Origin of the sequence: Kutzneria viridogrisea DSM 43870 (assembly GCF_000525635.1) — a bacterium.
In the GTDB taxonomy this organism is placed as follows: Bacteria; Actinomycetota; Actinomycetes; order Mycobacteriales; family Pseudonocardiaceae; genus Kutzneria; species Kutzneria viridogrisea.
This window is the reverse complement of record NZ_CP007155.1, coordinates 5,694,919-5,721,898: the sequence shown is the minus strand read 5'-3', so window position 1 is coordinate 5,721,898 and position 26,980 is coordinate 5,694,919. Positions and strand designations below refer to the sequence as shown.

Here is a 26,980-nt window from a genome sequence, read left to right as displayed (position 1 = left end):
GAAGACCGGGGCCACCGGGGCGGGGCGTGGTGCGCGCTGGACCGGCCGCGGCACCGGTGATGGTGGAGTGGGGTGGGCTTCACGGAAGACCTGGCGCGCGACTGGGCGGGGGTCTTGGTGGGGCCAGTAGCCCGGTGTCTGGAAGGACCCCGGGGCCGGTGTGGTGTAGGCGGGCCGGGTCCGGGTCTGCCCGACCGGGGTCGGGGGCCGGAACCGCAGGGGCGTTGGGGTCACTGCGGGCCGGGGCACCGGCGTGGACCGGTCCGGGCGCGGGGGTGCCGGGGACTGGAAGCGCGGCATCTGCGGCGCCACGCCGCGAGCTGGAACCGGCGCGGAAGCCGGTGCGGCCTGAGCCGTGCGGAACTGGGATGTCGGCGGACCGATCGGCCTGGACGGGCTAGCGTGGGCGACCGGCAGGTGGCTGAACCGGGCGGGCCCAACACCGGAGGGTGCGCGGCGGTCGGCGCGTTCGCTGTCCTGCCAGGCCCGCATCCGCTGCCCGATGGCGGCCGGGCTGCGGGGTCCCTCCACCCCGTACGAGGTGTGAATCGGTGCCGGCCATGGTGGATCGGTGGGCGGGGGTGGGCGCCGCGTGGATCCTGCTGCGCCTCCACTGGCGCCGGTGGAACCGTGCCGGCCGGTGAGCAGGCCGAAGGCTTTGGCCATGACGAATCCCTTGATCAGGCTGCCCACCCACGACCGCCCACCGCCGGTGACGCGGATGGAGGCGAGGATCCAGGTGGGGATGCGGTAGAGGATGAACAGCAGCGCGAGGACCACGAGCAGGTCGATGAGGCTGCCGTGCAGGCCGGGGACCAGGTTCACCCCGCACCCCCGTTGCCGGGGGCGAGGAACACTCGGATCGCCACGACCAGCGTCAGCGACTGCGCCAACTGGATCGACAGGACGGCGCCGAAGGTGCGCCACCACCAGCGGGCGATGCCGTCCAGGCCGGGCAGGGCATGACAGGCCAGGCACAGCGGGGCGGCGATGACCAGGATGATCGTCACGACCACCCGCACCACGTAGGTGACCAGGATCCCCACCAGCAGCGCGACCACGGCCAATCCCAACAGCAGGAAGAACAGGTTGGAGCTACCGAGGGCCTGGGCGACCAGAACGTTGGCCAGGGCACCGGTCGCCGCGGCCGGATCGATCTGCTGTCCGAGGATGGCCTGACTCAGCGCGTCGGCCAGCAGCACCGCTTGATCCGCGATCAGCAGCGACAGCGCGGCAGCGGGCAGCGCGATCAGCAGCCGGGGCGCGATTTCGCGGATCGAGTAGCGGGTCTGCACTGATTGGTGGGCCATCACCAGGATCCCGCCGATGGTCACCAGCAGCGCGTATCCGGCCAGCACCAGGCCCCAGGAGTACTGCCACAACGGCCCGACCTGCGGCAGCGCCTCCAACGGCGGCGTGGACAACAACGTGGTGCCCAGTGTGTCCAGCAGGGGGTGCAGGGCGGCGGTGACGATCCCGGCGAACCAGGAGTTGATGGCCTTGCCCATGCAGCCGCCGACATCGGCCATCCACTCACCCAGCCCGCACCCCGCGACCTGCTCGCCACCCGCTGGTGGTGGTGGCGTGTTCGGAGTGGTGGTCGGCAGGCACTGCAGCCCGGTGCACGGCGTGCCTGGGGTGGTGGTGGTGGTGGGCAGCCCGGAGGGCACCAGCGGAGGCGCCGCTGGTGCGGTAGTGACCGTGGGCAGTGTGCAGACCGGCACTGTCGATCCGGGCGGACAGCCGTCCACCGGCGATCCCGGCACCGGCGCGGGCGCGGCGAGGGCGGTGGTGGCGCGGGCGCCGAGCAGCACCATCAGACCCACCGCGAGTGACCACAGGACCCGTCGCCCCCCATGGCCAACGCGCCGCGTATGGCCGAGCGGAGACGTCGCACTCACAGCCTCGGACGCCACGACCTGGCTGGCCCCTGACCCTGATAGCGGCGGCCGAGCTGGTCGGTCCGCGGGGCTGCGAGTGGTGACCATGGTCAGGCCCCGACGATCGCTTTGAGGATCTCCACGATGACCGGTGCCAACGCGGCAAGACCGTAGCCCCACCCGGCGTTCTTCAGCGCGGACTTGCCCTTCTCGACCTCACCGACGTCGCCGCCGGAGGCGAGGTAGCGCAGTGCGCCGATGGTCAGGAACACCGTGGCGATGCTGGCCAGCAGGCCCATGACCCAGTTGCGGATGTTGTCGAATACCTTGATGATCTCCGCCTTCGGATCGCCCGCGAGCAGCACGTGCACCGTCTCCGCGTGCGCCACCGACGCTGTCAGCACCACCGCCACCACGATCGACCCCGTGATCAGAGGCAGCCGTCGACGACGGCCTGCGGCCTGAACACACACCACCGGCCGGCCCTCAGCCCTCCGATGACTGGCCCGTTCGACGGCCGGGGTGCGGGTGTGCGTGCAGGCCGGGGCGCCTGCTGTGTCGGTGTGCCCGTGTGGCGTGGTGGGCGCGGTCTGCGGGCGCGATGTGTCGTGGGGGTGGGGTGTCAGGCGCATCGGGGCTCCTCCTCGGGGCGGCGGGGGTCACGCGGTGGTGTCCCGCACCCCTGAACTCCGGTATCCGAGTCCGTTTTGGACATCCGGCGACGAACTTTCCGCCGCCGCCGACCGGCCCGATCGGCCACGGACAGTGACCCCTGCTCGAGGGCGGGTGACTGGGGCAGGGTGAGGGAGGCAGCCACGTGCGGGGTCAGCGTGTCGTCCGGGTCGGCATCCAGGGCCTGCTCCCGCAGGTAGGCCACCAGCCGAGCCTCGGCGCGCTTGCGGGTCTTGTACGCCGCCCACAGCGGCACCCGCCGGTGGGCGGCCCAGTCCGACAGCGCCATCGGTTCCAGCCGGGTCGTGCCGATCAGCTCGGCCTCGGTCCGGGTCAGGACCCCGTCGGTGACCGCGCGGGCCAGCACCAAGTCCGGGTGCGCCCACGGCGGCCGAGGCGGCGCCGACAGCCAACCCGGTGCGACCGGGGTCGGGCCCGCCAACGCCTCGGACAGGGCCCGGTGGCCCGACCGGTAGGCCGCCCAGCGCAGCCTGAGCATGATCCGCGGCGGCCGCAGGTCAACCTCGGACAGTGCGGTGAGGAATCCGCGCAACACCTCGGCGTGGATGTCGGCGGGATCGGCCAGGAACCGGTCGGTCAGCCTGGCCGCGATCGAGTTCAGTGCGGGCAGCGCCACGCCGACCGCACCGACCGTCCAGCTTCCGCCCTCGGTGCGCGAGCGCAGCACCAGGTGTGCCCAGACCGCGTCGCGCACGGTCTGCGGACAGCGCCGCGCCAGCAGGCGGTCGCGGACCTCGTTCAGCGGCACCATCTGGTCGGGAAGCCCGGGGAACAATCGGCCGTTCACTGCCACCGGGTGAGGGCCGGCCACCAGTAGCGCGAAGGCATCGCGGGCGATGTCCAGGGAATTCGGGCGACCCTCCTCGGGGGCGCCGGGATGGTGTGGTGGGGGTTTCGCTGTCATAACGTGACTCCAGTGGCGTCGGAACGGAAACCGGCGACGTCAGTACGCCACAGCGACTACTTGGTGAATACTAGTGAATTGCATGGTCACTACTTGTTTGATCTTCGTCGCGCTATTAGTCCACTATTAGCTCGAAATAGACGCGGCCGGGCCGCCAGGTGCTGGCGCGATCGCTCTGGCACCCGGCCGTGATCCATCACGTGGTCCCCCAGCTGCTAAGACGGATCCCGGCTAGTAGCGGTCTAGTAGAGGCACTGGCTCGCCGCGCGGCGTGTCCCCGCAGCGTTGGCGAGCAGCGTGAGGCGCCCGAAAAAAATCTTGAAGAAAAATTCCATTGACACCCGCACATGCTCGGCGCCGGTGCTCCAGTCGATGTCATCGAAGCCGCGTGATCGCTCGCTTGTTGGTGTTGCCCTGAGAGTGTCGTGGTCGATTGAAGGAATCTTGGGCGGCCTGTCCAAAAGCGCGGTGAAAAACGGAGTTCAGGGGTGTCAGCACGAAAGCCCCCCGCGCTCCGGAGGCGATGAGCATGAACTCGACACCCCCGCCCGACGCACCCGACGGCCACAATCCCCACCGCGGGCGCCGTGCGGGGCGTGCCGCCGCCGGCCACCATCGGGCCGCTCGTGGCTGCGGTCCGCGTGGGCGCGTCCGCGTCCGCCCGCGCCGTCCCACCACGGTCTGGTCTTGCGCCCAAGACGATCACAATGAGGGCACAGCGGTGATCGCCGACTGGCTGCTGACCGCCGTCATCACGATCGTCACCACCTACACCCAACCCGGACAGCGGGTCCTGCTGCTCGACCCTGCGCCGTTCATCGCCCTGCCCGCCGCGTGGCCGGCGACCGCAGTCCAGAACCGGCCCCGCCGCAGCCCGTATGCCGGACTGCTCGAAGCGGGCTGGACCGTGGTCCGACTCGGCCGCGGCATCCAGAGCCGGACCGTCGGAGCGCACCCCGACCCGTGCGGCGAGACACCCGGCGCCACGTCAACCGAGTCGGAGTCCGGACCTAGCCTGCCTACCGCGAGTCCGTCCACCGGCGACGCCACCGGACCGTCACCGGACCGCCCCGCCGGACCGGATACACCCGCACCTGGACACAGTCCGGACCGCTTCGACCTGATCATCACCGCGGCCGAACCCCGCGCCCTCGACTGGTTCCACCCGACCGACTGGGCCGGTCTGCTCGCCCAGACGGGAACCCTCGCCGTCATCACTCATGGTGACCACTCCGGCGGACGGCTCACCGACCCCGCCGGGCCGCTGGTGCACACCGCGCACCACACCGGCCTCCGCTTCACCGATCGCATCGCGCTACTGCGCGTACCCGTTCATAACGGCACGTTGACCGTTGCGGACGCCGGCGCGTACGACCGTTCCCAGACCCTGCCAGGGCCATCGACAAAGGTGCACGACGACCTGTTCGTGTTCACCCGCCAGCCCCTGTCGAGCGGTGACGTGAACGGTGAGGAGCCCTCCGATGACTGATCGCCCCACCTCACCCTGGCCGGTCCCGTTGCCGCAGGGAGAGAAGCCTCCGATCCCATCGCTGTCGGTCTGGCCAACCGGCCAGACCGACCCCGCGACCCAGTTGCGCGAGGCCGGCTGCGTGCCCGGCACCGAGACCGACACTGACCTCATCCCGCCTGCTATCGCCGCATATGCGATCGCGACCTACACCCGGCCCGGCGACCTCGTCGTGGACCCCGACTGCGGCGCCGGCACCGTCCTGGCCGAAGCACTGCACGCCGGCCGCCGCGCGTTCGGACTGACCGCCCGTAGTCGGTGGTGGACGCTCGCCCGCGCCAACATCGCCGCCGCCAAAGCCTCGGGCGCATGGCGCGACGGGGCTGTCCTCGACGCCCGTCCGCAGATGCTCGCGACCATCCGTGCCGTCGGACTCGTTGGGCGAGTCGGGCTCGTCCTGACCGCCCTGCGCACCGCCCCCGACGACCTAGGCGAGCGGACGGCGAGTCCGGACCGCGACCCCGCCGCGGTCATCAACGAACTCGTCGCAACGCTGGCCTACTGCGAGCCACTGCTGGGCTCCGGCGGGCACCTCGTCCTCGTCGCCCGACCCCGACGGCACCCCGACGGCTGCCTGGTCGACCTGACCACCCCGTTGATCGCCGCCGGGACTTCCGCCGGTCTGGCGCCGGTCGACCGGTGCATCGCGCTGACCGCAGGACTACGCGGCAGCCGGCTAGTCAACCGGGCCTCGCTCGCCGACCGGCGCGCCGCCCGAGTACGCGCTGCCGGTGCCGGTACACCAGTAACGTTCACCGCGCACCACGAGGTGCTCGTGTTCCAGGCCGCCAACGGTGCCGAGCTCGCTGCCGTAGCCGGTATCCCAAGGCGCATCAGGATGGTCCACGCCCGGACTGCTTTCGTCGATCGTCCAACTCGGACGAGTGCGCGACGCGCGGTTGCTTGTGTGTCGGCTGGACCTGCTGCTGATGTCCGGCGGATCTCCTCGGGCCGGTGGCGATGACGATCAACGTGGACACGATCAGTCGCGATGCCTCAACGACGTGGCTGAGCTTCCTGCGTGACTGGGACCGAACGCTCCGGGCGGGCAACCACCCCGAGACCACCCGCTACAACTACCTTCTCGCGGCGGCACAACTGGCGCGGTTCCTGCGCGGTGCCCCAGTAGGCCTGGACGCGTCCGAGGCGGCCGACGACCCGACCTGTGTGCGCAAGGAGCACGTCGAGGCGTTTCAGGTGTGGATGATCGAGACACGGTCAGCGGCGACGGCGCTGAACAAGCACAAGGTACTGCAGCAGTTCTTCAAGTGGATGGTTGTCGAGGAGGAGATTGATCGGTCCCCGATGGAGCGTGTGCGACAGCCGAAGGTGTCTGTGCGGCTCGTGCCCGTCATCCGGGACGATGACACGCGGAAGGTGCTGGCCACCTGTGGCGAGCGACGGTTCCTCGACCTTCGGGACGAGGCGATCATCCGCCTGTACTACAACACCGGTGCGCGGCTGGCCGAGGTCGCCAACCTCGCGCTGACTGACGTCGACCTGACGACCGATTCCGTTCGGTATCTCGGTAAGGGCGGTCGTGAACGTCGGGTGCGGTTCGGGCCGAAGACCGCTCGTGCGATCAGCCGCTACCTCCGGGTCCGTGCACGCCACCGAGGAGCGGATCAGCAGGAACTGTGGCTGGCCGACCGCGGAACCCGCCCTCTGCGGGCGAACGGGATCAAGATCCGGCTCAAGCGGCGGGGCCTGCGGGCGGGGGTGGCGAACGTGCACGCGCACCGGTGGCGGCACAACTACGCGCACGAGTGGAAGCGAGCCGGTGGTGACAGCGGTGACCTGATGCTGCTACTGGGGTGGACCAGTGAGGACATGGTGCGCCATTACGGTGCCAGCGCCGCTGCCGAACGCGCCCAGGAAAACCAGGCACGGCTGAGGATCGGTGAGAATGTCTAGCCCAGCTGATCCTCCTGCTCCCCTGAGGCGGCGCAGTGCCCTGACTGCGAGGCAACGCAGCCGACGTGCCCGGATCGCCGCGCACGTGTCGTGGTCAACCACCGTCGACCGGGCAGCTCGTACCTCCGCCGGTACCGAGTCGTTCCTGCGGCGGTTCGAGCGGCAGGTCGACCCCGAAGGAGTACTCCCGGCGGAGGACCGCGCCATCCGCGCCCGGCACGCGCGCACGGCCTACATGCATCAGCTGGCTGAGCGGTCGGTGCGTGCCCGCCGCCGGCGTGCCGAGGGGGAGCGCGCCGCCTGACCGGTACCCCGGGTGGCGCGGTCGTCCTCGTCACCCGGCCGGTGACATCGTGTCGAGCGCGCGTTGGCGTGCGGCGTGCTCTGAGCGCACGGTCGAGACCAGTTCCCGCGACCGGGCCGCTCCAACACGCAGCCGCAGGCGCAGTGCCTCGGCCGAGATCGGCCGCTGATGACGGTGCCGGTGCCACGCGTCCTCGGCCCGTGCGCGTGCGAGCAGGTCTTCTCCGTCCCGTGCCGCACGCGGACCGGGCAACGGGATGCTGCCCTGCGGGAACGGGGTGTCGGCGGTGGCGATGGCGTGCAGGAAGCCGGGGCCGACCTCCGCCCACCCGATCAACAGCAGTGGGCCGACTGCGTCCACCAGTGCCTTGCCTACCGTGCCCGTGAGCAGTGGGTCGGTGACGTTGAGCGCGAGGGTGGCCAGGCTGCAGCAGCACAGCAGGCGTCGGGCCGGACGCAGGACCAGGGGAGCGGCGCCGGTGAGGACCAGGTAGCGGATGCCGACCAGCAGGCCGATCACCGACAGATCGACGGCCGGCGCGATCAGCGGCGCGATCCACTCAGGGACACCCAGCCGCAGGGCCAGGGCCCAGACGTTGCCGAAGCCGAACAGGAAGGTCAGCGCGGCCACCGTGGCCGTCACCGCGGTCACGACGGCGGTGACGGTCCGGTGGTCGAGCACGTTCCGCTGATCAGACACGCTCGCCCACCCCCAGCCGTTGCTGAGTCTGCTGGGCGCGTTCGGCGGCGGCGCTGGCGCCGTAGTGGCGGGGCATGTCCTCGCTGGTCCAGCCCAGCAACAGCATCAGGTCACCAGTGTCCCCACCGGCCAGTTTCCACTCGTGGGCGTAGTTGTGCCGCCAGCGGTGGGCGTGGACGCCGGTGACCTCGGCGCGGGCGCCCAGGCGCTTGAGGCGAATCTTGATGCCGTTGGCCCGGAACGGGCGACCGCCGCGGTCGGCCAGCCACATCTCGGGGCGGTCGGCTCCCTTGTGCTTGGCGCGGGCGCGCAGGTAGCGGCTGATCGCGCGGGCGGTCTTCGGCCCGAACCGGACGCGGCGGTCCTTGTTGCCCTTGCCGTGGTAGTGCGCCGACTCGGTGGTGAGGTCGATGTCGTCCAGGTTCAGGTTGGCCACTTCGGACAGTCGTGCGCCGGTGTTGTAGTACAGGCGGACGATTGCCTCGTCGCGCAGGTCGATGAACCGCTTGCCCTTGCAGGCGTCGAGGATCTTCTTGGTGTCCTCGTCCCGGATGATCGGGATGAGCTTGGTCGGGGTGGCTGGGAGCTTGACCCGTTCCATGGGGGAGCGGTCGATGTCCTCCTCGTCGATCAGCAGCCACTTGAAGAACTGCTGAAGCGCCTTGTGCTTGTTCGCGGCGGTGGACGCCGATCGGGTCTCGATCATCCACGCCTGGAAGGCCTCGACGTGGGCGCGGGTGACGACGGTCGGGTCCTCCGCAGCGGCGGGCGATTCCGGATCGGGGGACTCGTCGTCGAGGTAGCGCGCGAGCTGGGCGGCCGCCAGCAGGTAGTTGTATCGAGTCGTCTCGGGGCGGTTGCGCGAGCGCAGGTTGCGATCCCAGTCGCGCAGGTAGCTCGCCCAGGGGACGGCCAGGTCGGTGGTGATCTTGTCCAGGTCTAGCAGAGGCATGTCGGCACCTCGTCGAGTCAAGGAGTCGGGCAACGGCGTGCTCGGCCTCGATGACAGACCCAAGATCAAAAAAAGAGGGTCTCCGCAGTGTCTGACCTGCGGAGACCCTCTCGACCGTCGGGACGACAGGATTTGAACCTGCGACCCCTTGACCCCCAGTCAAGTGCGCTACCAAACTGCGCCACGTCCCGGTCGTTCTCGCACTCGCTGTTCTCTGAGTGCTCGCATAGCTTAGCGCATGCCGGAGGGTGCTCGTGACAGGGGGTACCTCTAGTTGATCACCGAGGTCAGCGGGGGTTTGGGGGTGGTTTTGGGGGTTGGTGGGGGCGTGGGTGTGGCGCGGCACACTTTTCGGGGGATCAAACTGGGTTTGGTCACAGAGATGGGGCGACACGACTACGCGCGGTTGACCCCGAGTGAGCGGCTCCCTAGCGTGACGGCGGTCACAGCCCCTGGAGAAACGGGAGTCAGATGGCCAGCCCACCCCAGAGCGAGCCGACCAGGATCGGTCGTCGCGGGTTCCTGACGTTCCTGGTGGCGGCACCGGTGTTGACGGTGGCCGCGGACCTGGCGACCGAGGCGGTGGCTCCGGGCACGGCGAACGCGGTGGTGCCGACGTTGCCGGCCCCGGCCGACCTGACCGATCTGGGCGACATCCTGATCCTGGCGGGCACGCCGACGGCGAACATGCTGGTGCTCCAGGTGGAGCGGGACAACAGGGTGCACCTCCAACTGCCGAGGGCGGAGGTGGGGCAGGGGCTGACCACGGCCACGGCGATGCTGGTGGCCGAGGAACTGGACGTGCCGCTGGACCAGGTGGTGGTGACCCTGAGCGACGCGCGCACGGAGTTGCTGTTCAACCAGCTCACGGGCGGCTCCAACTCGATCCGGTCCCTGTACACGCCGGTGCGCACGGCGGCGGCGACGGCGCGGGCACGCGTGGTGGCGGCGGCCAGCGAGCGGTTCGGGGTGCCGGCGGCGAAGCTGGTGACCAGGGGCGGTGCGGTGCACACGGCGGACGGGCGCAGCGCGGGCTACGGGGAGCTGACGGCGGCCGCGGCGCGGTCGACGCTGGCGATCGGCGAGGTGCGGTTGAAGCCGGAGGCCCAGCACAACGTGGTGGGCACCCCGACGTCCAGGGTGGACGCCCGCGCGATGGTGACGGGCCAGCAGCGCTACACCCTGGATCTGGACGTGCCGGGTGCGATGCCGACGATGGTCCGCAGGCCGCCGACGATCAACGGCACGGTGCGGGCGATCACCAACGAGGCGGCGGTGCGCGCGATGCCGGGGGTGCTGGCGCTGGCGGTGGTGCCGACCGGCGTGGCGGTCACGGCGGAGACGTTCGGGCAGGCGCTGGACGCGAAGAACGCGTTGCAGGTGACCTGGAACGGCGGCACGGTCGACAACCTGTCCGATGTGGACATCCGCAAACAGTTGCACGCCGCGGCGCTGCCCTTCGTGGTGCCGCCGCTGCTGACCCAGTACGTGGACGCGGAGTTCGACTTCGCCTTCGTCAGCCACGCGCCGATGGAGACCAACTCGGCGATCGCCGACGTGCGCGGGGACAGTGCGGAGATCTGGGCCGGGTTGAAGTCGCCGATCGTGGCCAAGCAGACCATCGCGCAGGCGATCGGCCTGCCGGTGGACAAGGTCACGGTGCACGTGGTGCAGGGCGGCGGGTCCTTCGGACGCAGGCTGTTCTTCGACGCGGCACTGGAGGCGGCGCAGATCTCCAAGGCCATGAAGCGGCCGGTGAAGCTGATGTGGAGCCGCATCGACGACATGCGGCACGGCAGGGCGCGCGCGGCCAGCCACCACAAGATCAGGGCGACCTTCGCGCTGGGCCAGGTGCTCACCTTCGAGCACCGGGTGGCCAGCGTGGAGACCGACTTCCGGCACGGGCTCGGTGAGATCCTCACCGCGACGGCGGCGCACCTGCCGGTGGCGGGCAACCTGAGCTTCGCGCAGACCGTTTTCCTGACCACGGTCAAGTCCCCGTACAACTTCGGGGTCACCACACAGCTGCTCAACGAGGTGCCGCTGCAGATGCACACCGGCAGCTTCCGCTCGGTGTACTCGGCGAACACCCGGGGCGCCGAGGAGATGGTCGTGGACCTGCTCGCGGCGAAGCTGGGCAAGGACCCGGTGGCCTTCCGCCGCGAGTTCCTCAAGACCGACCGGCAGCGCGCGGTGCTGGACAAGGTCGCCTCGGCGGGCAACTGGGGCAGGGCCATGCCCAAGGGCTTCGCGCAGGGCGTGGCCGTGCACGACGAGTACAAGTCCTGTACGGCCTGCCTGGTGGAGATCGACGCGCGCGATCCCAAGGCGCCCAGGGTGGTCAGGGCGGTGATCGCCGCGGACGTGGGGCGGCCGATCAACCCGCGCGGGCTCCAGGCCCAGCTGCTGGGCGGCCTGACCGACGCGATCTCCACGACCCTGCGCGCGGGCCTGCACATCGACAAGGGCCTGCCGCTGGAGGGCAGCTACTCGCAGTTCCACTACGCCAGGCAGAAGGACACCCCGACCGACGTGCAGATCTTCGTGATGCCCGCGAACGGGGAGCCCGGCGGCGCCGGTGAGCTCGGGCTGCCCGCGGCGGTCGGCGCGATCGCCAACGCCTACACCCGCGCGACCGGCACCAGGCCGACCAGCTTCCCGATCAACTTCCCGGTCGACTTCGACCCGTTCCCCCGCTGAGGAGTGCCGTGCCGAACTACACCTTCTCCGTCAACGGCAAGACGGTGACCGTGGACGCGCCCGCCGATCTGCCGTTGCTGTGGGCGCTGCGGGACAAGCTGGGCGTCAAGGGCCCCAAGTACGGCTGTGGCATCGACGTCTGCAAGGCGTGCACCAGCCACCTGGACGGGGAGAAGATCAACCCCTGCGTGGTGCCCGTCTCCGAGGTCGAGGGCCGTGAGGTCACCACGATCGAGGGCCTTGCACAGGGCGACAAGCTGCACCCGGTGCAGGAGGCGTGGCTGGAGCAGGACGTGGCCCAGTGCGGCTACTGCCAGCCGGGCCAGATCATGGCGGCGGTGGCCCTGCTGAAGAAGACGAGGAACCCGACCGACGCCGAGATCGACGAGATCGAGAACGTGTGCCGGTGCGGGACCTACTTCCGGATCAGGGAGGCGATTCGCAGCGCGGCCGCGAAGATGTAGATTGCTGCGTCCGGGGACTGGACAAGGAGGTCGGCGTCATGCACTTCGTTCACCCGGACCCAGTGGTGGCCGACCTGGCCGCGCGGGTCGAGCCGCAGCTGCCCGAACTGGTGAAGTCGACCTTCGAGCAGATCGTCGAGGAGATGGCGGTCTACGGCCGCGCCGAGTTCGTCTCGCACGAGGAGCTGCGCGCCTCGGTCACGGCCAACCTGCACTCCGCGATGCGCACGCTCAAGGGCGAGGGCTCGCCCGACCTGTCCCAGGCCGCGGCCACCGGGCGGGCCCGCGCGCTCAAGGGCGCTCCGCTGCCGGAGTTGTTGCGCGCCTACCGGATCGGGCTGACCGAGGTGTGGTACAGGTTCGTGGACCTGGCCGTGGACCGGGACGCGCTGGTGGCCGCGACCACCGCGATCTGGGCGCTGATCGACGACTACGCGGAGGTGCTCACCACCTCGTACCGGGACACCACCGCCGAGGTCCTGCTCGCCCAGCAGACCCGGCGCTCGGCGTTGGTGGAGGCGCTGTTCGCCGGGGGAGCGGCGATCGAGGGCACGCTGTGGGACATCGCCAGGGTGCTGGAGTTGTCCCTGGACGGCACCTACGTGGTGGTGGCGGCGGAGACCCCGGGCCTGGGGCGGGAAGCCTTACCCCAGGCCGAGGCCCGGCTGCGCGAGCACCACCACGCCTCGGCCTGGCGGCTCACCCCGGACCTCCAGGTCGGCGTGGTGTCCCTGCGCGGGCCGCAGGCGGCGAGCACGATCGTGGGGCTGTTGCGGGAGAACGTGATCGGACGGGTCGGCGTCAGCCCGGTCTACTCTGGACTGGGCAACACCGCGCGCGCCCTGCACCTGGCGCGGGTCGCGCTGTCCAGCATGAGCCCGGGCAGCACGGGCATGGTGCAGTTCAACGAGTCCCCGCTCGCGGGACTGGTGGCCAGCGCGCCGGAGGCCTCGGTGCAACTGGCGCACGACGTGCTGCGGCCGATCCTCCAGTTGCCGGGGGAGGAGCGCAACGTGCTGCTGCTGACCCTGCGCGCCTGGTTCGAGTGCCAGGGCTCCACCCGGCTCACTGGTGAGCGGATGTTCTGTCACCCCAACACGATCCGGCACCGCCTCAAGCGGATCACCGACGAGTTGGGGCGTTCGCTGACCGATCCGGCCGACATCGCCGAGCTGGGCACGGCGCTGCGGGCGCTGTCGCTGTTCGGGGACAGCACCCGCAGTCCCGCCCCGCTCAGGTGAGCCCGGCGGTGATCGTCAGGGTGCCGGGTTCACCGGACTGCACCTTGCCCTCGAAGTCGACCCCGTCGGGGTGCACGTCGTCGTAGGGGAAGGCGTAACCCTTGCCGTCGGGCAGGGTGGCGTGCAGGATCCGCGCGTAGTGGTTGGTGGCGGCCTGCTGGTAGAACCGGGACGGGTCCTCGTTGGTGGGCTGCACCGGGTTGTCCAGCAGGGTCGTCCGGTTGAACGCGGCGGCCAGCCGCGCGCTGAGGTTGCCCATCTCGTCGTTGGCGGTGGTGAACGGCGGCTGGCTACAGCTGAACACCGCGGGCGTGGAGGGCTTGGCGAAGCTGCCGACCCCGGGGAAGCTCAGCGTGTCCCCGGAGACCCGACCGCGTGCCTGGCCCCAGGTGAACTGCGTGTCGATCACCAGGTCGGTGCCCGCGTACTTCTGCCACACCTGGTTGATGTAGTCGTCCAGGTACCCGTTGAACAGCCCGGGATTGGTGGAGATCGCCTGGTTCGGGCTCAGCGCGCGCAGCGGCTTGCCGTCCGGTCCGTCGACCACGAGCTTGGCCCAGTCCCCGCCCTGCTCGCGCAGCGCGGAGCACACCTTGTCCAGCCCGCCCTGCGGCAGCCCGGGCACGGTCTGCGTGCCCTGCGGGGTGCTCAGCGAGAGCGCGATCGGCAGGGACACGAAGTCCACGAAGCTGATGTTGCCGTACAGCTGACTGGCGTCGAAGGTCAGCTCGCAGAAGCCCCAGCTGGTGTTGATGTTCGGATCGCTCGGGTTGGACACCGAGGGCATGGCGATGCCGGGGCCGGGGTTGACCAGGAAGGTCAGCGGCTTGCCCACGGAGAACCAGACGCGCCCGCCGACGATGCGCGGCACCGTGATCGTGCGGGGTCCCGCCCCGCTGGCGTTGAGCACGATGGCGCAGTCGGCGCCCAGCGGGGTGCCGGGGGAGGGCGGTGACGGCGGGTGGTAGACGGTGCTGCCGTCTGCCTGCAGGAACATCCACGCGTTGCCCGCGTTGGGGTCCTGCCCGGTGACGTAGCAGTAGACGGTGTTGTTCCCGGTGTTGTTGACCAGCGCGACGTCCAGTGTGGACCCGGTGGCGGCGAGGGCTCGTGCACCGAAGGTGGTGGCGAGCGCGGTTGCGGCAGTGGCACCCAGGAAGGCCCTGCGAGAGATCATTCGGTCCCCTTCGACGGCGGCGTCTGTTCGGGATCCATCCATGAGAGCGCTCACAACTGGTCTGGACAACAGGCCGAACGGAGTAGTCGCACTGCTCCTGTCGGTGACAGGATGAGGCGTGCCCGAGATCGAGAGCAGATCCATCGACCCGATCCCCGCGGCCGAGCGGCACGGGCATGCGCGCAGCCTGTTCGCCCTGTGGTTCGCGGCCAACATGCAGATCACCTCGGCGGTGACCGGGGCGCTGACCGTGCTGGTCGGCCTGCACCCGGTGTGGGCACTGGCCGCGGTGCTGCTGGGCAACGCGCTCGGCGGGGTGCCGATGGCGCTGCACGCGGCGCAGGGCCCCAAGCTCGGCGTGCCGCAGATGATCCAGAGCCGCGCGCAGTTCGGCGTGTACGGGGCGGTGCTGCCGCTGGTGCTGGTCGTGCTGATGTACCTGGGCTTCTTCGCCAGCGGAACGGTGCTGGGCGGGCAGGCCCTGTCCGGCATCACCAGCCTGCCCGTCGACCTGTCGATCGTGCTCTACGCGGGGCTGACCGCGCTGGCGGCGATCCTCGGCTACCGGCTGATCCACCGGTTCGGCTGGCTGGCCTCGGTCCTGTCGGTGCTGGTCTTCGTGTACCTGTCGATCAGGCTGGTCGCCGGGCACGACCTCGGCGCGCTGCTGTCCGGGGCGCGGTTCGACCTGCCGCCGTTCCTGCTCGCCCTGTCGCTGACCGCTTCCTGGCAGTTGACCTTCGGCCCGTACGTGGCCGACACCTCCCGGTACCTGCCCGAGTCCACCTCGGTGCGGGCCACGTTCTGGTGGACCTACGGCGGAACGGTGCTCGGCGCGGCGTGGGCCATGTCCTTCGGCGCGCTGGCCTTCGCCTTGGCGGGCAAGGCGTTCAAGGGGCACGAGGTGGACTACGTGGTGGGGCTGGGCGGAGCGGGCCTGGTGATCCCGCTGCTGGTCGCGGTGGCGCTGGGCAAGTTCACGGTCAACGTGCTCAACGTCTACGGCGGCTACATGTCGGTGGCCACCACGCTGACGACCTTCACCCGCCGCGCCGCACTGTCCACAGTGGGCAGAATCGGCTACGTGCTGGTCTTCGCCGTGCTCGGTGCGGCGCTCGCGGTGCTCGGGCGCGGGGACTTCCTGCGCAACTTCGTGCTGTTCCTGGAGTTCCTGCTGTACTTCCTGACCCCGTGGTCGGCGATCAACCTGGTGGACTTCTACCTGGTGCGCCACGAGCGCTACGAGTTGGCCGCGCTGTACGACCCGGCGGGCCGCTACGGCCGGTGGAATCCGCGCGCCCTGCTGGTCTACGCGTTCGGCGTGCTGGTGCAGATCCCGTTCGCCAACGTGGACGGGGTGTTCACCGGCTGGCTCGCCCCGCTGCTGGGCGGTGCGGACATCGCGTGGCTGCTGGGTTTGCTGGTGCCCGCGGTGCTGTACCGGCTGCTATGCCTTCGCCCACAGGTCGGCGCGCCCGCGTTGTAGCGCCTGCTCCAGCGCACCGCGCACGGCGGCGCTCTCGCCCAGCGCGCCGAACTCGATCTTCGGCGGGACCGGGGCCAGTTCCGCCACCGTGGCACGCACCGGGTCGAGCAGGTCCGGGTCCAGGCCCAGCGGGCCGCCGAGCAGCACCAGTTCGGGGTCGACCAGGGCGCACACCGAGGCGATGGCGCGGCCGATCACGGCGCCCCGTGCCGCCGTGTTCGGCGAGCCCAGCACCGCGAGGGTGAAGCCCTGTCGCAGGCCGGAGTCCAGTGGCAGGTAGCCGATCTCGCCCGCGACCCCGTGCGATCCGCGTACCAGTTGGTCACCGATCACCAGGCCCATGCCCATGCCCGCGCCGATGTGCACGTAGGCGAAGCTGTGCACGTCCCTGCCCGCGCCGTGCCAGCGCTCGGCGATCGCCGCCAGGTTGACGTCGTTGTCCACCAGCAGGGGAGCCTCGAACAGGCCGTCGAGCACCTCCTGCGGGCGGAACAGCCCCTGCGGGTACGGGGTGTCCGGCAGTTCCACCACCGACTCGGTGGCCGGGTCCACCGGGTTGGCCACCGACACGCCCACCGCGAGCAGCCTGCGGTGTTCGGCCATGCCGCGGTCGATGGCCCGCGTCACCAGCCCGCGCAGCTGGCATGGCGGGTCCGTGGGGGCGTGCCACTCGTCCAGGAACGGCACGCCGAACAGGTCGGCGGCGCGGACCCGGATCTCGGTGGAGTTGAGGTCCACCGCCACGGCGAACCCGGCGTCGGCGGCGACCTGGTAGTAGGTGCCGACCCGGCCCTGCCGCCCGGTCTGCGTGCCCGCGGTCAGCAGCAGACCGGCGTCCTCCAGCCTGCGCACCGCCTCGGACACGGTGGTCTTGGAGATGCCGGTGCACTGGGCGATCTCGGCGCGGGTGATCGGGGCCTGGCCGAACACGGTGTCCAGCACGATCTGGTCGGTCAACTCGCGCAGCAGGGTCATGCTGGGCAGGGCTTTGCGGTTGACCATGGGTGTACCGTACCGGCACGGGTTTAGTCAGGACACCTGACTAACTAAAACCGGGAGGACGTGTCGATGACGACGGCGATCCAGGCCCCGGCCGAGCTCGGGGCCGCCATCCGCGCGGTCAAGGCCGAGCTGAGGGCGGGCATCGGGGACGTGGCCGGGGTGTTCGCCCAGGTCGAGGAGCACATGCGGGCCGAGGCGGAGCAGATCGCCGCCGAGCGTGCGGGCGGTGCGGACGTGCTGCCGGTGCTGCGCTTCGAGGACATCCTGGCGGGCACCGTCAGCGAGCGGGCCAGGGCGGAGATCCACCGGCGCGGGTGTGCCGTCGTGCGCCAGACCTTCCCGCGCGAGCTGGCCGAGGACTGGGACCAGGAGCTGGCCGAGTACCTGGAGCGCAACCAGTTCCTGGCCAACTACCGCGGCGCCGCCGACCAGTTCTTCGGCACGCTCAGCTCCAGCAGGCCGCAGATCTACCCGATCTACTGGTCCCGGCCGCAGGTGCGCGCCAGGCACGACCCGCGCATGGCCGTCACCAGGCGCTTCCTGAACTCCCTGTGGAAGCACGGGGACTGGTTCGACCCCGACCGCGACAGCGGCTACGCCGACCGGATCCGCCGCCGCCAGCCGGGGGACTCCTCCTTCGGGCTGTCCCCGCACATCGACTCCGGCTCGGTGGAGCGCTGGCTGGACCCGGCCTACCGCGCGGTGTTCCGGCACCTCTACGCCGGGGACTGGCGCAGCTACGACCCCTGGGACGCCGCGCACCGCACGCAGGTCCGCGAGTACGAGTCCACCCAGATGTGCAGCGTGTTCCGCAGCTTCCAGGGCTGGACCGCGCTGACCGAGATGCGGCCCACCGACGGGGTGCTGCACGTGGTGCCGATCGCCAGCGCGGCCCTGTACCTGATGCTGCGCCCGCTGCTGGACGACGTGCCCGAGGAGGAACTGTGCGGGGCTCAGGTCGGCCGCGCGCTGCCGATCACCGACCAGTGGCACCCCGCGCTGTCCCAGGCGCACACCCCGATCCCGGCGATGCTGCCCGGGGACACGGTGTGGTGGCACCCGGACCTGATCCACTCGGTCGGTGACGTCGCGGGCATGCGGCGCTGGGGCAACGTCATGTACATCGCCGCGGTGCCGGGCTGCCCGGCCAACGACGAGTACGCGCGGCGCGAGCACGAGGCGTTCCTGCGCGGGGGCAGCCCGCCCGACTTCGCCGCCGAGGACTACGAGGTGGACTACGTGGGCCGGGGCACGGTCGAGGACCTCGACTAGGATCACGGCCAGCCGTCGAGTCGGAGGTTGGGCAGTGCCGAGTCAGATCCCGGTCATCCTCGTCGCCGGTTTCCTGGGTTCGGGCAAGACGACCCTGCTCAACCACCTGCTCACCAACCGCTCCGGCACCCGGGTCGGCGTGGTGGTCAACGACTTCGGCTCGGTGAACATCGACGCCCTGCTGGTGGCCGGCCAGGTCGACTCGATGGTGTCACTGAGCAACGGCTGCATGTGCTGCGTGGCCGACGCCAGTGAGCTGGACGACATGCTGGGCAGGCTGGCCGAGCCCTCGGCGCGCATCGACGTGATCGTGGTGGAGGCCAGCGGACTTGCCGAGCCGCAGTCGGTGATCCGCATGGTGCTGGCCAGTTCGCACGAGCGGGTGCGCTACGGCGGGCTGGTCCAGCTCGTGGACGGCGCCGAGTTCGAGTCCACTTTGGACACGCACCCGGAGCTCGCCAAGCACCTGCGCTACGCGGACCTGGTGGTGCTCAACAAGGAGGACCGGCTCGACGAGGAGGAGCGCGAGGTGGTGCTGGCGCTGGTGGAGCAGTTGGCTCCCGGCACGCCGGTGATCACCACCGCGCACGGCAGGATCGACCCCGGGCTGCTGTTCGACGCCAAGCCGGAGGACACCACGGTGGCCCGCCAGCTGTCCTTCGAGGAACTGCTGCGGCACGACCACCACCTGCACAGCGCCTACCAGGGCGTGACCTTCCGGTCCCCGCACCCGTTCGACCCCGCGCTGCTGATGGCCTTCCTCGACGACCGCCCGGCCGGGCTGTACCGCGCCAAGGGTTTTGTGCACTTCGCACACCCCGAGCACCGGCAGAAGTTCACGGTGCACGCCGTGGGCAACTACCTCAGCTTTGAGCGGGGACGTTGGCGGGCGGGCGAAACGCGCGAGACCCAGCTCGTGCTGATCGGTACCGGCCTGGACGAGGCCGCGATCACCGAGCGGCTCACCGCCTGCCTGGACCCCAGCGGGGACGCCGATCCCGCCGCGATCTTCCGCGTGCTACGGCACTGCTGACTTTCGGGCAACGAATCGCGGATTGTCACGCCGCGGGCACGATTGTCCGGAGCGGCTCCGGACATACTGCTTCGTGAAGAAAATCCTGTACCTCTACGTCAAGGGTGGCGCTCCGCTGGAGCACGTGTTCCCGCGCATCGCAGGCTGCGGCGAACTGCACGTGCTGGCGCTGACCCCGCTGCCCACCGCGGCGCAGGACGAGTGGCGGCCCAGCTGCACGAACATCGTGGACCTGCACACCGACGCGCGCGGTGCGACCCTGGTCGACCTGGTCGTCGAGCACGCCCGCGAGCTGGGCGCCGACGCGGTGATCACCATGTCGGAGTTCGCGGTCCTGCTGGTGGCGCACGTGGCCGAGCGGCTCGGCCTGCCCGGTGGCGGCCCCGGGTTGATCAACGCCAGGGACAAGCGGCTCATGCGGGAGACCTGGGACCGGGCCGGGGTGCCGATCCCGCGCTTCCGCCGGGTCGACTCCGAGGCCGATCTGGCCGCGGCCATGACCGAGCTGACCCCGCCGCTGCTGCTCAAGCCCGCCTGGGGCGCGGGCTCGGTCGCGCAGCTCGTACTGCGCACCCCCGAGGACGTCGCGCCCGCCTGGCGGCAGGTCGCCGAGGCGCTGGCCCTGGGCAGCGACGCGGGCATGAACGAGCTGTACGCCCCGGACACCGACCGGGACCTGCTCGTGGAGGAGATCCTCAGCGGCAGCACGGAGGGCTGGTACACCGAACCCGGTTACGGGGACTACGTCAGCGTCGAGGGCATCGTGGCCGACGGCGTTTACCACCCGCTCTGCATCACCAGCAAGCTGCCGACCATCCCGCCGTTCACCGAGGTGGCCAGCACCATGCCCAGCACGCTGCCCGAGCCGGTGCAGCGGCAGATCGAGGAGATCTCCCGCCGAGCCGTGGACGCGCTGGGGCTGCACACCTGCGGCACGCACACCGAGCTCAAGCTGGGGCCGGACGGGTGGGCCGCGGTGATCGAGACCGGGGCGCGGTTCGCCGGGCTGATGGTCGTCAAGCAGATCGAGGAGGTCTTCGGCATCGACCCGATCGCCATGCTGGTGCGGCAACTGCTTGGCGAGCCGGTCGACTACCCGCAGGCCATGCTGGTGCGGGGCAAGCGCGCCGCAGCCTCGCTGGCCACGATCCCCGCCAACGCCAAGGGCACGCCCTGGCGCGGCACCCCGCGCTGGCGGCCCTCCGCCGTGAACTGGTCGGAGCTGCTGTCCGAGGGCACCACCGCCGACCAGGTCAAGGCGTTCGCCGTGCCCGAGGGCAGCCCCGTGCCCAGGTACGACCCCTCCGGCGGCTCGCGCAACTGGCTGGGCGTGTTCCTGGTGACCGCCAACGACGCGGAGACCCTGCGCCAGGACTGCACCGCGATCCTCGACGGGCTGGAGGCCGCGCTGCCCGCGGAGTGATCAGTCGGCCTGCTGGGGACCCGAACTGGTCACGACCTCGAACTCCAGCAGGCTGGAGCCGGTGCCCACCGGGCGCCCGCCGCCGTGCGAGCCCATCGCCTCGGCGGCCCAGGCCTGGTAGTCCTGCTCGGTCTCCCAGCGGGTGTACACGAAGTAGCGGCTGTCCCCGGCCACCGGCCGCAGCAGCTCGAAGCCCAGGAAGCCCTTCGCCTTGTCCACGGCCCCGGCCCTGGCCGCGAACCGGCGCTCCATCTCCGCACCCGCGTCCCCGGGCACCTCAACCGCGTTGATCTTCACCACTGCCATGCCGCCAGCCTAGGCGCTGTGCGGTGATGCTGGCGCGCGGCCCGGGGCGGGTGTGCGGTTGGCTGCCCGGGCTCAGTGTGCCGCGAAGGTGGCTTTCACTGCGCTGAGCGCAGCGAACGGCACTTTCGCACCACGGCCCGGCAGCGTCATGAAGGTGCCCTTTGAGACGTTAGGTGTCTCGAACGGCACCTTCATGACGTTGTGGGGCACTATGGCTTCAGTGACGATCGAATCTAGTGGGGCGTAGGTCGTTCCTGTCACGAAGGTGCCGTTGGGGGCGTTCAACGTCGTAAAGGGCACCTTCGTGGTGTCTGGGGTGCGGCTGAGCGGGGGCCGTGTGTGGCGGTACCGGACGGCGCGCGGCCCGGGGCGGGTGTCACGAAGGTGCCGTTCAGGACGTTAGGTGTCGCAAGGGGCACCTTCATGGCGCATCGCCGGGGCGTCAGGGGGTGGCGGCGGCGGGGAGTTGGCCGGGGGCGCCGGCGGGCCAGGTGAGGGGGTCGGGGCCCAGGGCGTCGAGTTCGGCGACCTGGATCGCCGACCACGGGGACACCGAGGCGGGGTCGGCCAGCGCGGAGTCGGCGTACTGCCGCCACGGGACCCAGGCGGCCTCGTGCACCTCCGACGGGTCGGGATCGGGCTCGGCCTCATCCTCGGCGATCGCGCGGTAGACCGGGCACAGTTCGTTCTCCACGGTGCCGTCGGCCATGACGGCCCGGTACCGGAAGGTGGGCAGCACGAGGTCGAGGCCCTGCACCGTCAGTCTGAGCTCCTGACCAAGCCGCCGGGTGATGGCGTCGCGCATGGACTCGCCGGGGCCGGGGTGGCCGCAGCAGGTGTTGGTCAGGACTCCTGGCCAGGTCAGTTTGGTCAGCGCGCGGCGAGTGGTCAGCAACCGGCCCCGCCGGTCGAAGACGTAACAGGAGAAGGCCAGGTGCAGCGGTGTGTCCGCGTGGTGCACCTCGCTCTTGGGCAGCTCACCGGCTGCGGATCCGTCCGGGGCGCACAACACGACCAGCTCAGCCACCTCGCCACAGTACCGGGTGATCGTCGCAATGGGCTCGGGGCCGCGCTCCTGAACGGAGTACCCGTGCAACGGGCGGCTTCGAGTTGGTCAGCTCTCCTGACTTGCCTGCGTGCAGGGCCCGGACGATCGGCTAGCTAGTCCTCGGATGCGTCCGGGATCCAGCGCAACACGTCACCGGGCTGGCACTCCAGCACCCGGCAGATGGCGTCCAGCGTGCTGAACCGGACGGCCTTGGCACGGCCGTTCTTGAGCACGGCGATGTTGGCGACGGTGATGCCGACGGCCTCGGCGAACTCGCCCACCGACATCTTCCGCTGGGCGAGCAGCACGTCCAGGTCGACCACGATCGGCATCACACCACCTCTGCCAGTTCGCCCTCCAGGGCGGTGGCCTTGCGCAACAGGCCGCGCATCACCAGCATCGCCAGCACGAGGGCGAACCCGCCGAAGGTCAGCCCGGCCACGCCGAGGATCTGGGCGGGCGGCCCCGGCTGCGTGCTGAACAGCATGTGCACGCCGAAGCCGGAGGTCAGCGCGGTCGCCGCGACGGTCGCGCCGATCACCACGTCCACCCAGCGGAAGGCCCGCTCGCTGAACAGCCGGTCGGCGTGGGCCATGGACAGCAGCGCCCACACCGCGACCAGCGCGATCTGCACGCACAGCACGCCGATGATCCCGACCGCCGTGTAGGCGGCCACCCGGTCCGCCAGTTCCGGGTACAGCTCGGCTTCGTCGGCGACGGCGTTGGGGATGACCACCACCTGCCCGAAGACGGAGACGAGCAGGGCGAAGGCGATGCAGCAACGCAGGATGTGAATGGCAATGCGGTTCACGCTATCGAGTTTCGATCGATAGCTATCGTTTGTCAATAGGTCGGGTTCGGTGCGGGCTTGCGGTGGAGAACGCCGGTTCTCTAGGCTGGTCACAATCGGAGAATGGACGTTCTCCACCGTGTGCTGGAGGTAGCCGGTGTCCGCACGACCGCCGTTCCCGCCCTTCGACGAGCAGTCCGCGCTGATCAAGGTGCAGGCCGCCGAGGACGCGTGGAACACCTGCGACCCGGAGCGGGTCTCGCTCGCGTACACCGAGGACTCGGTGTGGCGCAACCGGGACCAGTGGGTCACCGGCCGCGCGCAGATCGTGGAGTTCCTGCGCGCCAAGTGGGACCGCGAGCAGGACTACGCGCTGCGCAAGGAGTTGTGGGGCTTCCGCGGCAACCGGATCGGGGTGCGCTTCCAGTACGAGTGCCGGGACGCCGAGGGGCGGCACTGGCGCAGTTACGGCAACGAGCTGTGGGAGTTCGACGAGCACGGCCTGATGCGCAGGCGCGAGGCGAGCATCAACGACGTGGAGATCACCGCGGAGCAGCGCCGGATCCACGGGCCCCGCCCGGAGTCCGAGCGGGGCTTGGCCCTGCCGATCAGGTGAGCTGCGGCACGAACGTGGGCAGCGCCGCCAGCGAGGCGGCGACCGCGGCGAAGCCGTACTCGCGCATGTGCGCCTCGTAGTCGCCGATGCCCGCGCGGCCCGAGTCGATCAGCTTGCGGCGCAACAGGTTCGCGTCTCGAAGCGCCGTGTTGCCCCCGCTGCCGCCGGAGGGCGACATGGTGTGGATCGCGTCGCCGAGCAGCGTCACCGGCCCGGGCCGCCACGCGGGCACCGGTTCGGCGGAGCGGATCGAGATCAGCGAGCTGGTGGTCTGTTCGGCGATCACCGCCCGCAGCTCCGGGTGCCAGTCGGCGGTCAGCGTCGCCGCGTCGATCGTCGGCTGGCCACTGGGCACCATCAGTACCCAGCGCAGGTAGTCGGCGGTCGCGGGTAGTTGCGCGGCGAGTTGGTCAGGGCGCCTGCGGAACGCCATCTTGCCCAGCATCAAGGTGGCGTTCGGCCCGATCGCCACCTTGCCCGCGCCTGGCACCAGCCTCGCGAACCGGTCGGTCAGTTCCGTGCGGCCGAGCAGGCAGCGGACCCCGGTGTCGGTGATCACGGCGTGCGGCAGCAGCTGGCGGCGCACCGCGGACCCGATGCCGTCCGCGCCGACCAGCACGTCGGCCACCGTGCTCGTGCCGTCGGCGAACTCGGCGCGCACCGTGCCGTCCGGCAGTTCCTCGTACCTGGTGAACTGCTTGCCGAAGCGCAGGTCGGCGTCCAGGCCGGTGAGCAGCACGTGCCGCAGCACCCGGCGGTCGGCCACCGTGCCCCCGGCGACCCAGCCCAGGTCGGAGGTCTGCCGCAGCTGTTCGTCGGTGACCGGTCGCGTCCCGATCTGGTCCCCGCAGGTCGATTCGACCAGCTCGTACAGCCGCGGCGGCAGGCAGTCCGCCAGTGCCTGTAGCCCGTGCTGGTTCAGCCCGATCCGGTAGCCCTGGTACCGGTCGTCCACCGCGGCGTCCCGCTCGCAGACCGTCACCGCCACGCCCGCGCTGCGCAGGCCCTGGGCCAGGCACAGCCCGCCGATGCCTGATCCGATGATGACAACGTGCATGTCGACCCCCCTGATTGAACAGTGTTCAAGCTAGCTTGAACACTGTTCAAGGGTCAACCCTCGGCCGCTCCGGTCAGCACGACACGGTCGTCGACGGAGGTCGAGAACCGCATGCCGGACTCGGTGGGCCACAGCGCGGTGCGCAGGGTGTCGCCGGGCAGGACGACCCCGGCGAAACGGGCTTGGAACCGGCGCAGGCCGGGCAGAATGCTGTCCACAATGGACTTGCACACCATGCCGTACGTGCACAGGCCGTGCAGGATCGGCGCGGAAAACCCTGCTGTCGCGGCGAATTCGGGGTCGACGTGCAGCGGGTTGCGGTCACCGCACAGGCGGTAGAGCAGGGCCTGCTGGGGCAGGGTCGGCGTGACGAGCACGTGCTCGGGGTTGCCGGTTGGCGGCGCCGTGGGAGCGGAGGTGCCGCGCGGACCGCCGAAGCCGCCCTCGCCGCGCACGAAGATGCTGGAGCGGGTGGTGAACAGCGGATCACCGGCGAGGTCGGTGGTCTCGTGCTCGGTGATGATCACCGCGGCGGAGCCCTTGTCCTGCACCTCGGCGATCCGGCCGGTGGAGCGGGCCTGACCGGTGACCGGGATCGGGCGGTGCACGAGCAGTTCCTGGGCGCCGTGCAGGGCGGCGGCCAGGTCCACCTCGATGCCGGGGAACCGCACGCGCGGGGGTTCGGTCGCGTGCAGGGTCGGTGCCACGAGGGCGAAGGTGGGCAGCACGCGCAGATCGCGCTCGTAGGTGTAGCGGAGTTCGGTGGCGCCGAGGGCGAGGTGGTAGAGCAGCACGTCGGATGCGGTCCAGGCGAACTCGGTGCTGGGCAGGGCGGCGCCGACGGCGGTGTTCGGGTCAATGGGCATGCTGGGACTCCTTGGCGGCGACGATGGCCAGCGCGGCGAGGTAGCCGAAGGTCATCGCGGGGCCGATGGTGGCACCGGGCCCGGCGTAGGTGTGGCCCATGACCGAGGCGCTGGCGTTGCCCGCCGCGTACAGCCCGGGGATGGGCGAGCCGTCCGCGCGCAGCACGCGGGCCTGGGCGTCGGTGCGCAGTCCGCCCTTGGTGCCGAGATCACCCGGCACGATCCGCACCGCGTAGTAAGGGGCCCTGACCAACTCGGCCAGCGAGGGGTTCGGCCGGTTGCGGGGGTCCCCGTAGTACCGGTCGTAGGCGCTCTCGCCGCGGCCGAACTGCTCGTCGCGGCCGGTCCGCGCGTACCCGTTGAAGCGGCTCACGGTCCGTGCCAGCGCCTCGGGCGGCACCTGGATCGCCGTGGCCAGTTCGGTGATCGACTCGGCGCGGACCACGGCACCGGCCTTGTACCAGCGGCCGGGGAAGGGGCGGTGCGGCGGCAGCCCGGCGAACACGTATCGGTCCCGGTAGCGCTGGTCGGCGATCAGCCAGCAGGGCAGGCTGCCGGTGTCGTACATCGCGTGCACGGCGTCCACGTACGGCGCGGCCTCGTTGACGAACCGCTCGCCCGCGGAGTTGACCAGCAGGCAGCCGGGCAGGGTGCGCTCGGACAGGCAGAAGTACGGGCCGCCCGTGAGCGGGATCGACGGGCCCCACCACGCGTCGTCCATCAGGTCGACGGCGCCGCCGATGCTTTGCCCGGCAAGGATTCCGTCACCGGTGTTCTCCACCGCGCCGACCGTCCACCGTGCACCGTGCTGGTGCAGCTCGCGGAGTTCGGTGTTGCGCTCGAAGCCGCCGCTGGCGAGCACCACGCCGTACCGGGCGTGCAGCGCCCCGTCTTTGGTCAGGACCCCGGACACTCGGTCGCCCTCGGTGAGCAGGCCGGTGAGCGGGGTGTCGAGCCGTACCGGCACTCCCGCGCTGGTCAGCCCGACGCGCAGCCCGGCCGCCAGCGCCTGACCCATCGTCAGCAGGTGGCCCCGGCCGAGCAGGCCGCGCAGCCCGACCCGGGCGGCGGTGAGCAGCCCACGGGGGTGTCGCGCGATCAACGTCAGCCACTTGTAGTCGGTGGTGAGGATCGGCATCGACTTGGGCGCCGCCACGTAGGGCTTGTTCAGGTGGGCCAGTTCCGCGCCGAGCAGGCGGCTGTCGAAGGGACGCGGCTCCACCGATCGCCCGCCCGCGCGCCCACCGGGTTGTTCGGGGTAGTAGTCGCAGTAGCCCTTGACCCAGCGGAACTCCAGCGGGGTGTTGGCCAGCACGAAGTCCAGCATCGCCGGGCCGTGGTCCAGCAGCGCGCGCTGCCTGTCGGCGGGGGAGCCCGCGCCGACGATCGCGGCCAGGTAGGCGCGGGCCTGCTCGGCGGTGTCGTCCAGCCCGGCGCGGCGCAGCACGGAGTTGCCCGGTACCCACACGGCCCCGCCAGAGCGCGCCGTGGACCCGCCGAAGCACGGCCCCTTCTCCAGCACGAGCACGCGCAGCCCGTGCCGGGCGGCGGTCAGTGCCGCGGTCATGCCCGCCGCCCCGCTGCCGACGACCAGTACGTCGTGTTCCTCCGACATGTAGAACAGG

Annotated in this window: 27 protein-coding genes and 1 tRNA gene; 12 read left to right on the top strand and 16 right to left on the bottom strand. The window is 70.6% G+C overall.

Annotated features, from left to right (window positions below; all coding sequences use genetic code 11):
* Positions 1-821: 821 nt before the first annotated feature.
* The 3 genes from KALB_RS25465 to KALB_RS25455 all read right to left on the bottom strand — a co-directional run bounded on the left by KALB_RS25465 (position 822) and on the right by KALB_RS25455 (position 3,360).
* A complete protein-coding gene (locus KALB_RS25465; RefSeq protein ID WP_148309623.1) occupies positions 822-1,817 on the bottom strand; it encodes a TrbL/VirB6 family protein in 996 nt (331 codons plus the stop codon).
* A gap of 173 nt (positions 1,818-1,990) precedes the next feature.
* Positions 1,991-2,287, bottom strand: coding sequence for a pilin (locus tag KALB_RS25460; RefSeq protein WP_236650009.1), 297 nt, complete (start codon positions 2,285-2,287; stop codon positions 1,991-1,993).
* 215 nt (positions 2,288-2,502) lie between these two features.
* Positions 2,503-3,360 carry a hypothetical protein gene (locus tag KALB_RS25455; RefSeq protein ID WP_236650008.1) on the bottom strand — a complete coding sequence of 286 codons (858 nt, stop codon included), beginning with the start codon at positions 3,358-3,360 and terminating at the stop codon, positions 2,503-2,505.
* Positions 3,361-4,198: 838 nt separating this feature from the next.
* On the opposite strand from KALB_RS25455, the gene KALB_RS25450 reads away from it, so the two are divergent.
* The 4 genes from KALB_RS25450 to KALB_RS25435 all read left to right on the top strand — a co-directional run bounded on the left by KALB_RS25450 (position 4,199) and on the right by KALB_RS25435 (position 7,223).
* On the top strand, positions 4,199-4,966 hold the full coding sequence (locus tag KALB_RS25450; RefSeq protein WP_025358531.1) for a hypothetical protein: 768 nt from the start codon (positions 4,199-4,201) through the stop codon (positions 4,964-4,966).
* Positions 4,959-5,969, top strand: coding sequence for a TRM11 family methyltransferase (locus KALB_RS25445; RefSeq protein ID WP_025358530.1), 1,011 nt, complete (start codon positions 4,959-4,961; stop codon positions 5,967-5,969). The genes KALB_RS25450 and KALB_RS25445 overlap by 8 nt, the downstream gene beginning before the upstream one ends.
* Positions 5,966-6,919 carry a tyrosine-type recombinase/integrase gene (locus KALB_RS25440; protein WP_025358529.1) on the top strand — a complete coding sequence of 318 codons (954 nt, stop codon included), beginning with the start codon at positions 5,966-5,968 and terminating at the stop codon, positions 6,917-6,919. Before KALB_RS25445 ends, KALB_RS25440 begins: the two co-directional genes overlap by 4 nt.
* 85 nt (positions 6,920-7,004) lie before the next feature.
* Entirely contained in the window at positions 7,005-7,223 is a 219-nt protein-coding gene (locus KALB_RS25435; RefSeq protein ID WP_236650007.1) for a hypothetical protein, read from the top strand.
* Positions 7,224-7,253: 30 nt separating this feature from the next.
* On the opposite strand, the gene KALB_RS25430 is transcribed toward KALB_RS25435, so the two are convergent.
* The 3 genes from KALB_RS25430 to KALB_RS25420 form a co-directional block, all read right to left on the bottom strand.
* Entirely contained in the window at positions 7,254-7,922 is a 669-nt protein-coding gene (locus KALB_RS25430) for a hypothetical protein (protein WP_025358527.1), read from the bottom strand.
* Complete coding sequence (locus KALB_RS25425) at positions 7,915-8,874, bottom strand: tyrosine-type recombinase/integrase (protein WP_025358526.1); 960 nt, start codon at positions 8,872-8,874, stop codon at positions 7,915-7,917. The genes KALB_RS25430 and KALB_RS25425 overlap by 8 nt, the downstream gene beginning before the upstream one ends.
* 117 nt (positions 8,875-8,991) lie before the next feature.
* A tRNA-Pro gene (locus KALB_RS25420) sits at positions 8,992-9,065 on the bottom strand.
* Positions 9,066-9,345: 280 nt separating this feature from the next.
* Here KALB_RS25420 and KALB_RS25415 point away from each other — a divergent pair.
* From KALB_RS25415 to KALB_RS25405, 3 genes are read left to right on the top strand one after another with little or no spacing between them, the layout of a single operon-like run.
* The gene (locus KALB_RS25415) at positions 9,346-11,574 is read left to right on the top strand and encodes a xanthine dehydrogenase family protein molybdopterin-binding subunit (RefSeq protein ID WP_025358525.1); all 2,229 of its coding nucleotides are present in this window, start codon (positions 9,346-9,348) and stop codon (positions 11,572-11,574) included.
* 8 nt (positions 11,575-11,582) lie between these two features.
* Positions 11,583-12,038 carry a (2Fe-2S)-binding protein gene (locus tag KALB_RS25410; protein WP_025358524.1) on the top strand — a complete coding sequence of 152 codons (456 nt, stop codon included), beginning with the start codon at positions 11,583-11,585 and terminating at the stop codon, positions 12,036-12,038.
* A gap of 38 nt (positions 12,039-12,076) precedes the next feature.
* Entirely contained in the window at positions 12,077-13,279 is a 1,203-nt protein-coding gene (locus KALB_RS25405; RefSeq protein ID WP_025358523.1) for a PucR family transcriptional regulator, read from the top strand.
* On the opposite strand, the gene KALB_RS25400 is transcribed toward KALB_RS25405, so the two are convergent.
* The gene (locus KALB_RS25400; protein WP_025358522.1) at positions 13,272-14,456 is read right to left on the bottom strand and encodes a glycoside hydrolase family 64 protein; all 1,185 of its coding nucleotides are present in this window, start codon (positions 14,454-14,456) and stop codon (positions 13,272-13,274) included. The two genes, KALB_RS25405 and KALB_RS25400, sit on opposite strands and share 8 nt — an antisense overlap.
* Before the next feature lie 118 nt (positions 14,457-14,574).
* On the opposite strand from KALB_RS25400, the gene KALB_RS25395 reads away from it, so the two are divergent.
* The gene (locus tag KALB_RS25395) at positions 14,575-15,942 is read left to right on the top strand and encodes a purine-cytosine permease family protein (protein WP_025358521.1); all 1,368 of its coding nucleotides are present in this window, start codon (positions 14,575-14,577) and stop codon (positions 15,940-15,942) included.
* Here KALB_RS25395 and KALB_RS25390 read toward each other — a convergent pair.
* Positions 15,904-16,944, bottom strand: a complete 1,041-nt coding sequence (locus KALB_RS25390; RefSeq protein ID WP_025358520.1) for an ROK family transcriptional regulator — start codon at positions 16,942-16,944, stop codon at positions 15,904-15,906. The two genes, KALB_RS25395 and KALB_RS25390, sit on opposite strands and share 39 nt — an antisense overlap.
* Before the next feature lie 66 nt (positions 16,945-17,010).
* On the opposite strand from KALB_RS25390, the gene KALB_RS25385 reads away from it, so the two are divergent.
* From KALB_RS25385 to KALB_RS25375, 3 genes are all read left to right on the top strand, one after another.
* Positions 17,011-18,216 carry a YbiU family protein gene (locus KALB_RS25385; protein WP_030108369.1) on the top strand — a complete coding sequence of 402 codons (1,206 nt, stop codon included), beginning with the start codon at positions 17,011-17,013 and terminating at the stop codon, positions 18,214-18,216.
* A gap of 34 nt (positions 18,217-18,250) precedes the next feature.
* Complete coding sequence (locus KALB_RS25380) at positions 18,251-19,249, top strand: CobW family GTP-binding protein (protein ID WP_030108370.1); 999 nt, start codon at positions 18,251-18,253, stop codon at positions 19,247-19,249.
* A gap of 73 nt (positions 19,250-19,322) precedes the next feature.
* Positions 19,323-20,672 carry an ATP-grasp domain-containing protein gene (locus KALB_RS25375; protein ID WP_025358519.1) on the top strand — a complete coding sequence of 450 codons (1,350 nt, stop codon included), beginning with the start codon at positions 19,323-19,325 and terminating at the stop codon, positions 20,670-20,672.
* On the opposite strand, the gene KALB_RS25370 is transcribed toward KALB_RS25375, so the two are convergent.
* From KALB_RS25370 to KALB_RS25355, 5 genes are all read right to left on the bottom strand, one after another.
* Entirely contained in the window at positions 20,673-20,978 is a 306-nt protein-coding gene (locus KALB_RS25370) for an antibiotic biosynthesis monooxygenase family protein (protein WP_025358518.1), read from the bottom strand.
* Positions 20,979-21,050: 72 nt separating this feature from the next.
* Positions 21,051-21,263 (bottom strand): hypothetical protein, encoded by a 213-nt coding sequence (locus KALB_RS46820; protein ID WP_148309621.1) that lies wholly within the window; start codon positions 21,261-21,263, stop codon positions 21,051-21,053.
* A gap of 157 nt (positions 21,264-21,420) precedes the next feature.
* Positions 21,421-22,005 (bottom strand): isopentenyl-diphosphate Delta-isomerase, encoded by a 585-nt coding sequence (gene idi, locus KALB_RS25365; RefSeq protein ID WP_042222478.1) that lies wholly within the window; start codon positions 22,003-22,005, stop codon positions 21,421-21,423.
* 134 nt (positions 22,006-22,139) lie between these two features.
* On the bottom strand, positions 22,140-22,358 hold the full coding sequence (locus KALB_RS25360; protein WP_025358516.1) for a helix-turn-helix domain-containing protein: 219 nt from the start codon (positions 22,356-22,358) through the stop codon (positions 22,140-22,142).
* Positions 22,358-22,837: a DUF2975 domain-containing protein gene (locus KALB_RS25355; protein ID WP_025358515.1), complete on the bottom strand. Its 480-nt coding sequence runs from the start codon at positions 22,835-22,837 to the stop codon at positions 22,358-22,360. The genes KALB_RS25360 and KALB_RS25355 overlap by 1 nt, the downstream gene beginning before the upstream one ends.
* Before the next feature lie 136 nt (positions 22,838-22,973).
* On the opposite strand from KALB_RS25355, the gene KALB_RS25350 reads away from it, so the two are divergent.
* Positions 22,974-23,432, top strand: coding sequence for a nuclear transport factor 2 family protein (locus KALB_RS25350; RefSeq protein WP_025358514.1), 459 nt, complete (start codon positions 22,974-22,976; stop codon positions 23,430-23,432).
* Here KALB_RS25350 and KALB_RS25345 read toward each other — a convergent pair.
* Genes KALB_RS25345 through kstD form a run of 3 tightly spaced genes read right to left on the bottom strand, consistent with a single transcriptional unit; the run spans position 23,425 to position 26,970 of the window.
* On the bottom strand, positions 23,425-24,489 hold the full coding sequence (locus KALB_RS25345; RefSeq protein WP_025358513.1) for an FAD-dependent oxidoreductase: 1,065 nt from the start codon (positions 24,487-24,489) through the stop codon (positions 23,425-23,427). The genes KALB_RS25350 and KALB_RS25345 overlap by 8 nt on opposite strands.
* 53 nt (positions 24,490-24,542) lie before the next feature.
* Positions 24,543-25,355: a MaoC/PaaZ C-terminal domain-containing protein gene (locus tag KALB_RS25340; RefSeq protein WP_025358512.1), complete on the bottom strand. Its 813-nt coding sequence runs from the start codon at positions 25,353-25,355 to the stop codon at positions 24,543-24,545.
* Positions 25,345-26,970 (bottom strand): 3-oxosteroid 1-dehydrogenase, encoded by a 1,626-nt coding sequence (kstD, locus tag KALB_RS25335; RefSeq protein WP_025358511.1) that lies wholly within the window; start codon positions 26,968-26,970, stop codon positions 25,345-25,347. Before kstD ends, KALB_RS25340 begins: the two co-directional genes overlap by 11 nt.
* Between the last annotated feature and the right edge of the window lie 10 nt (positions 26,971-26,980).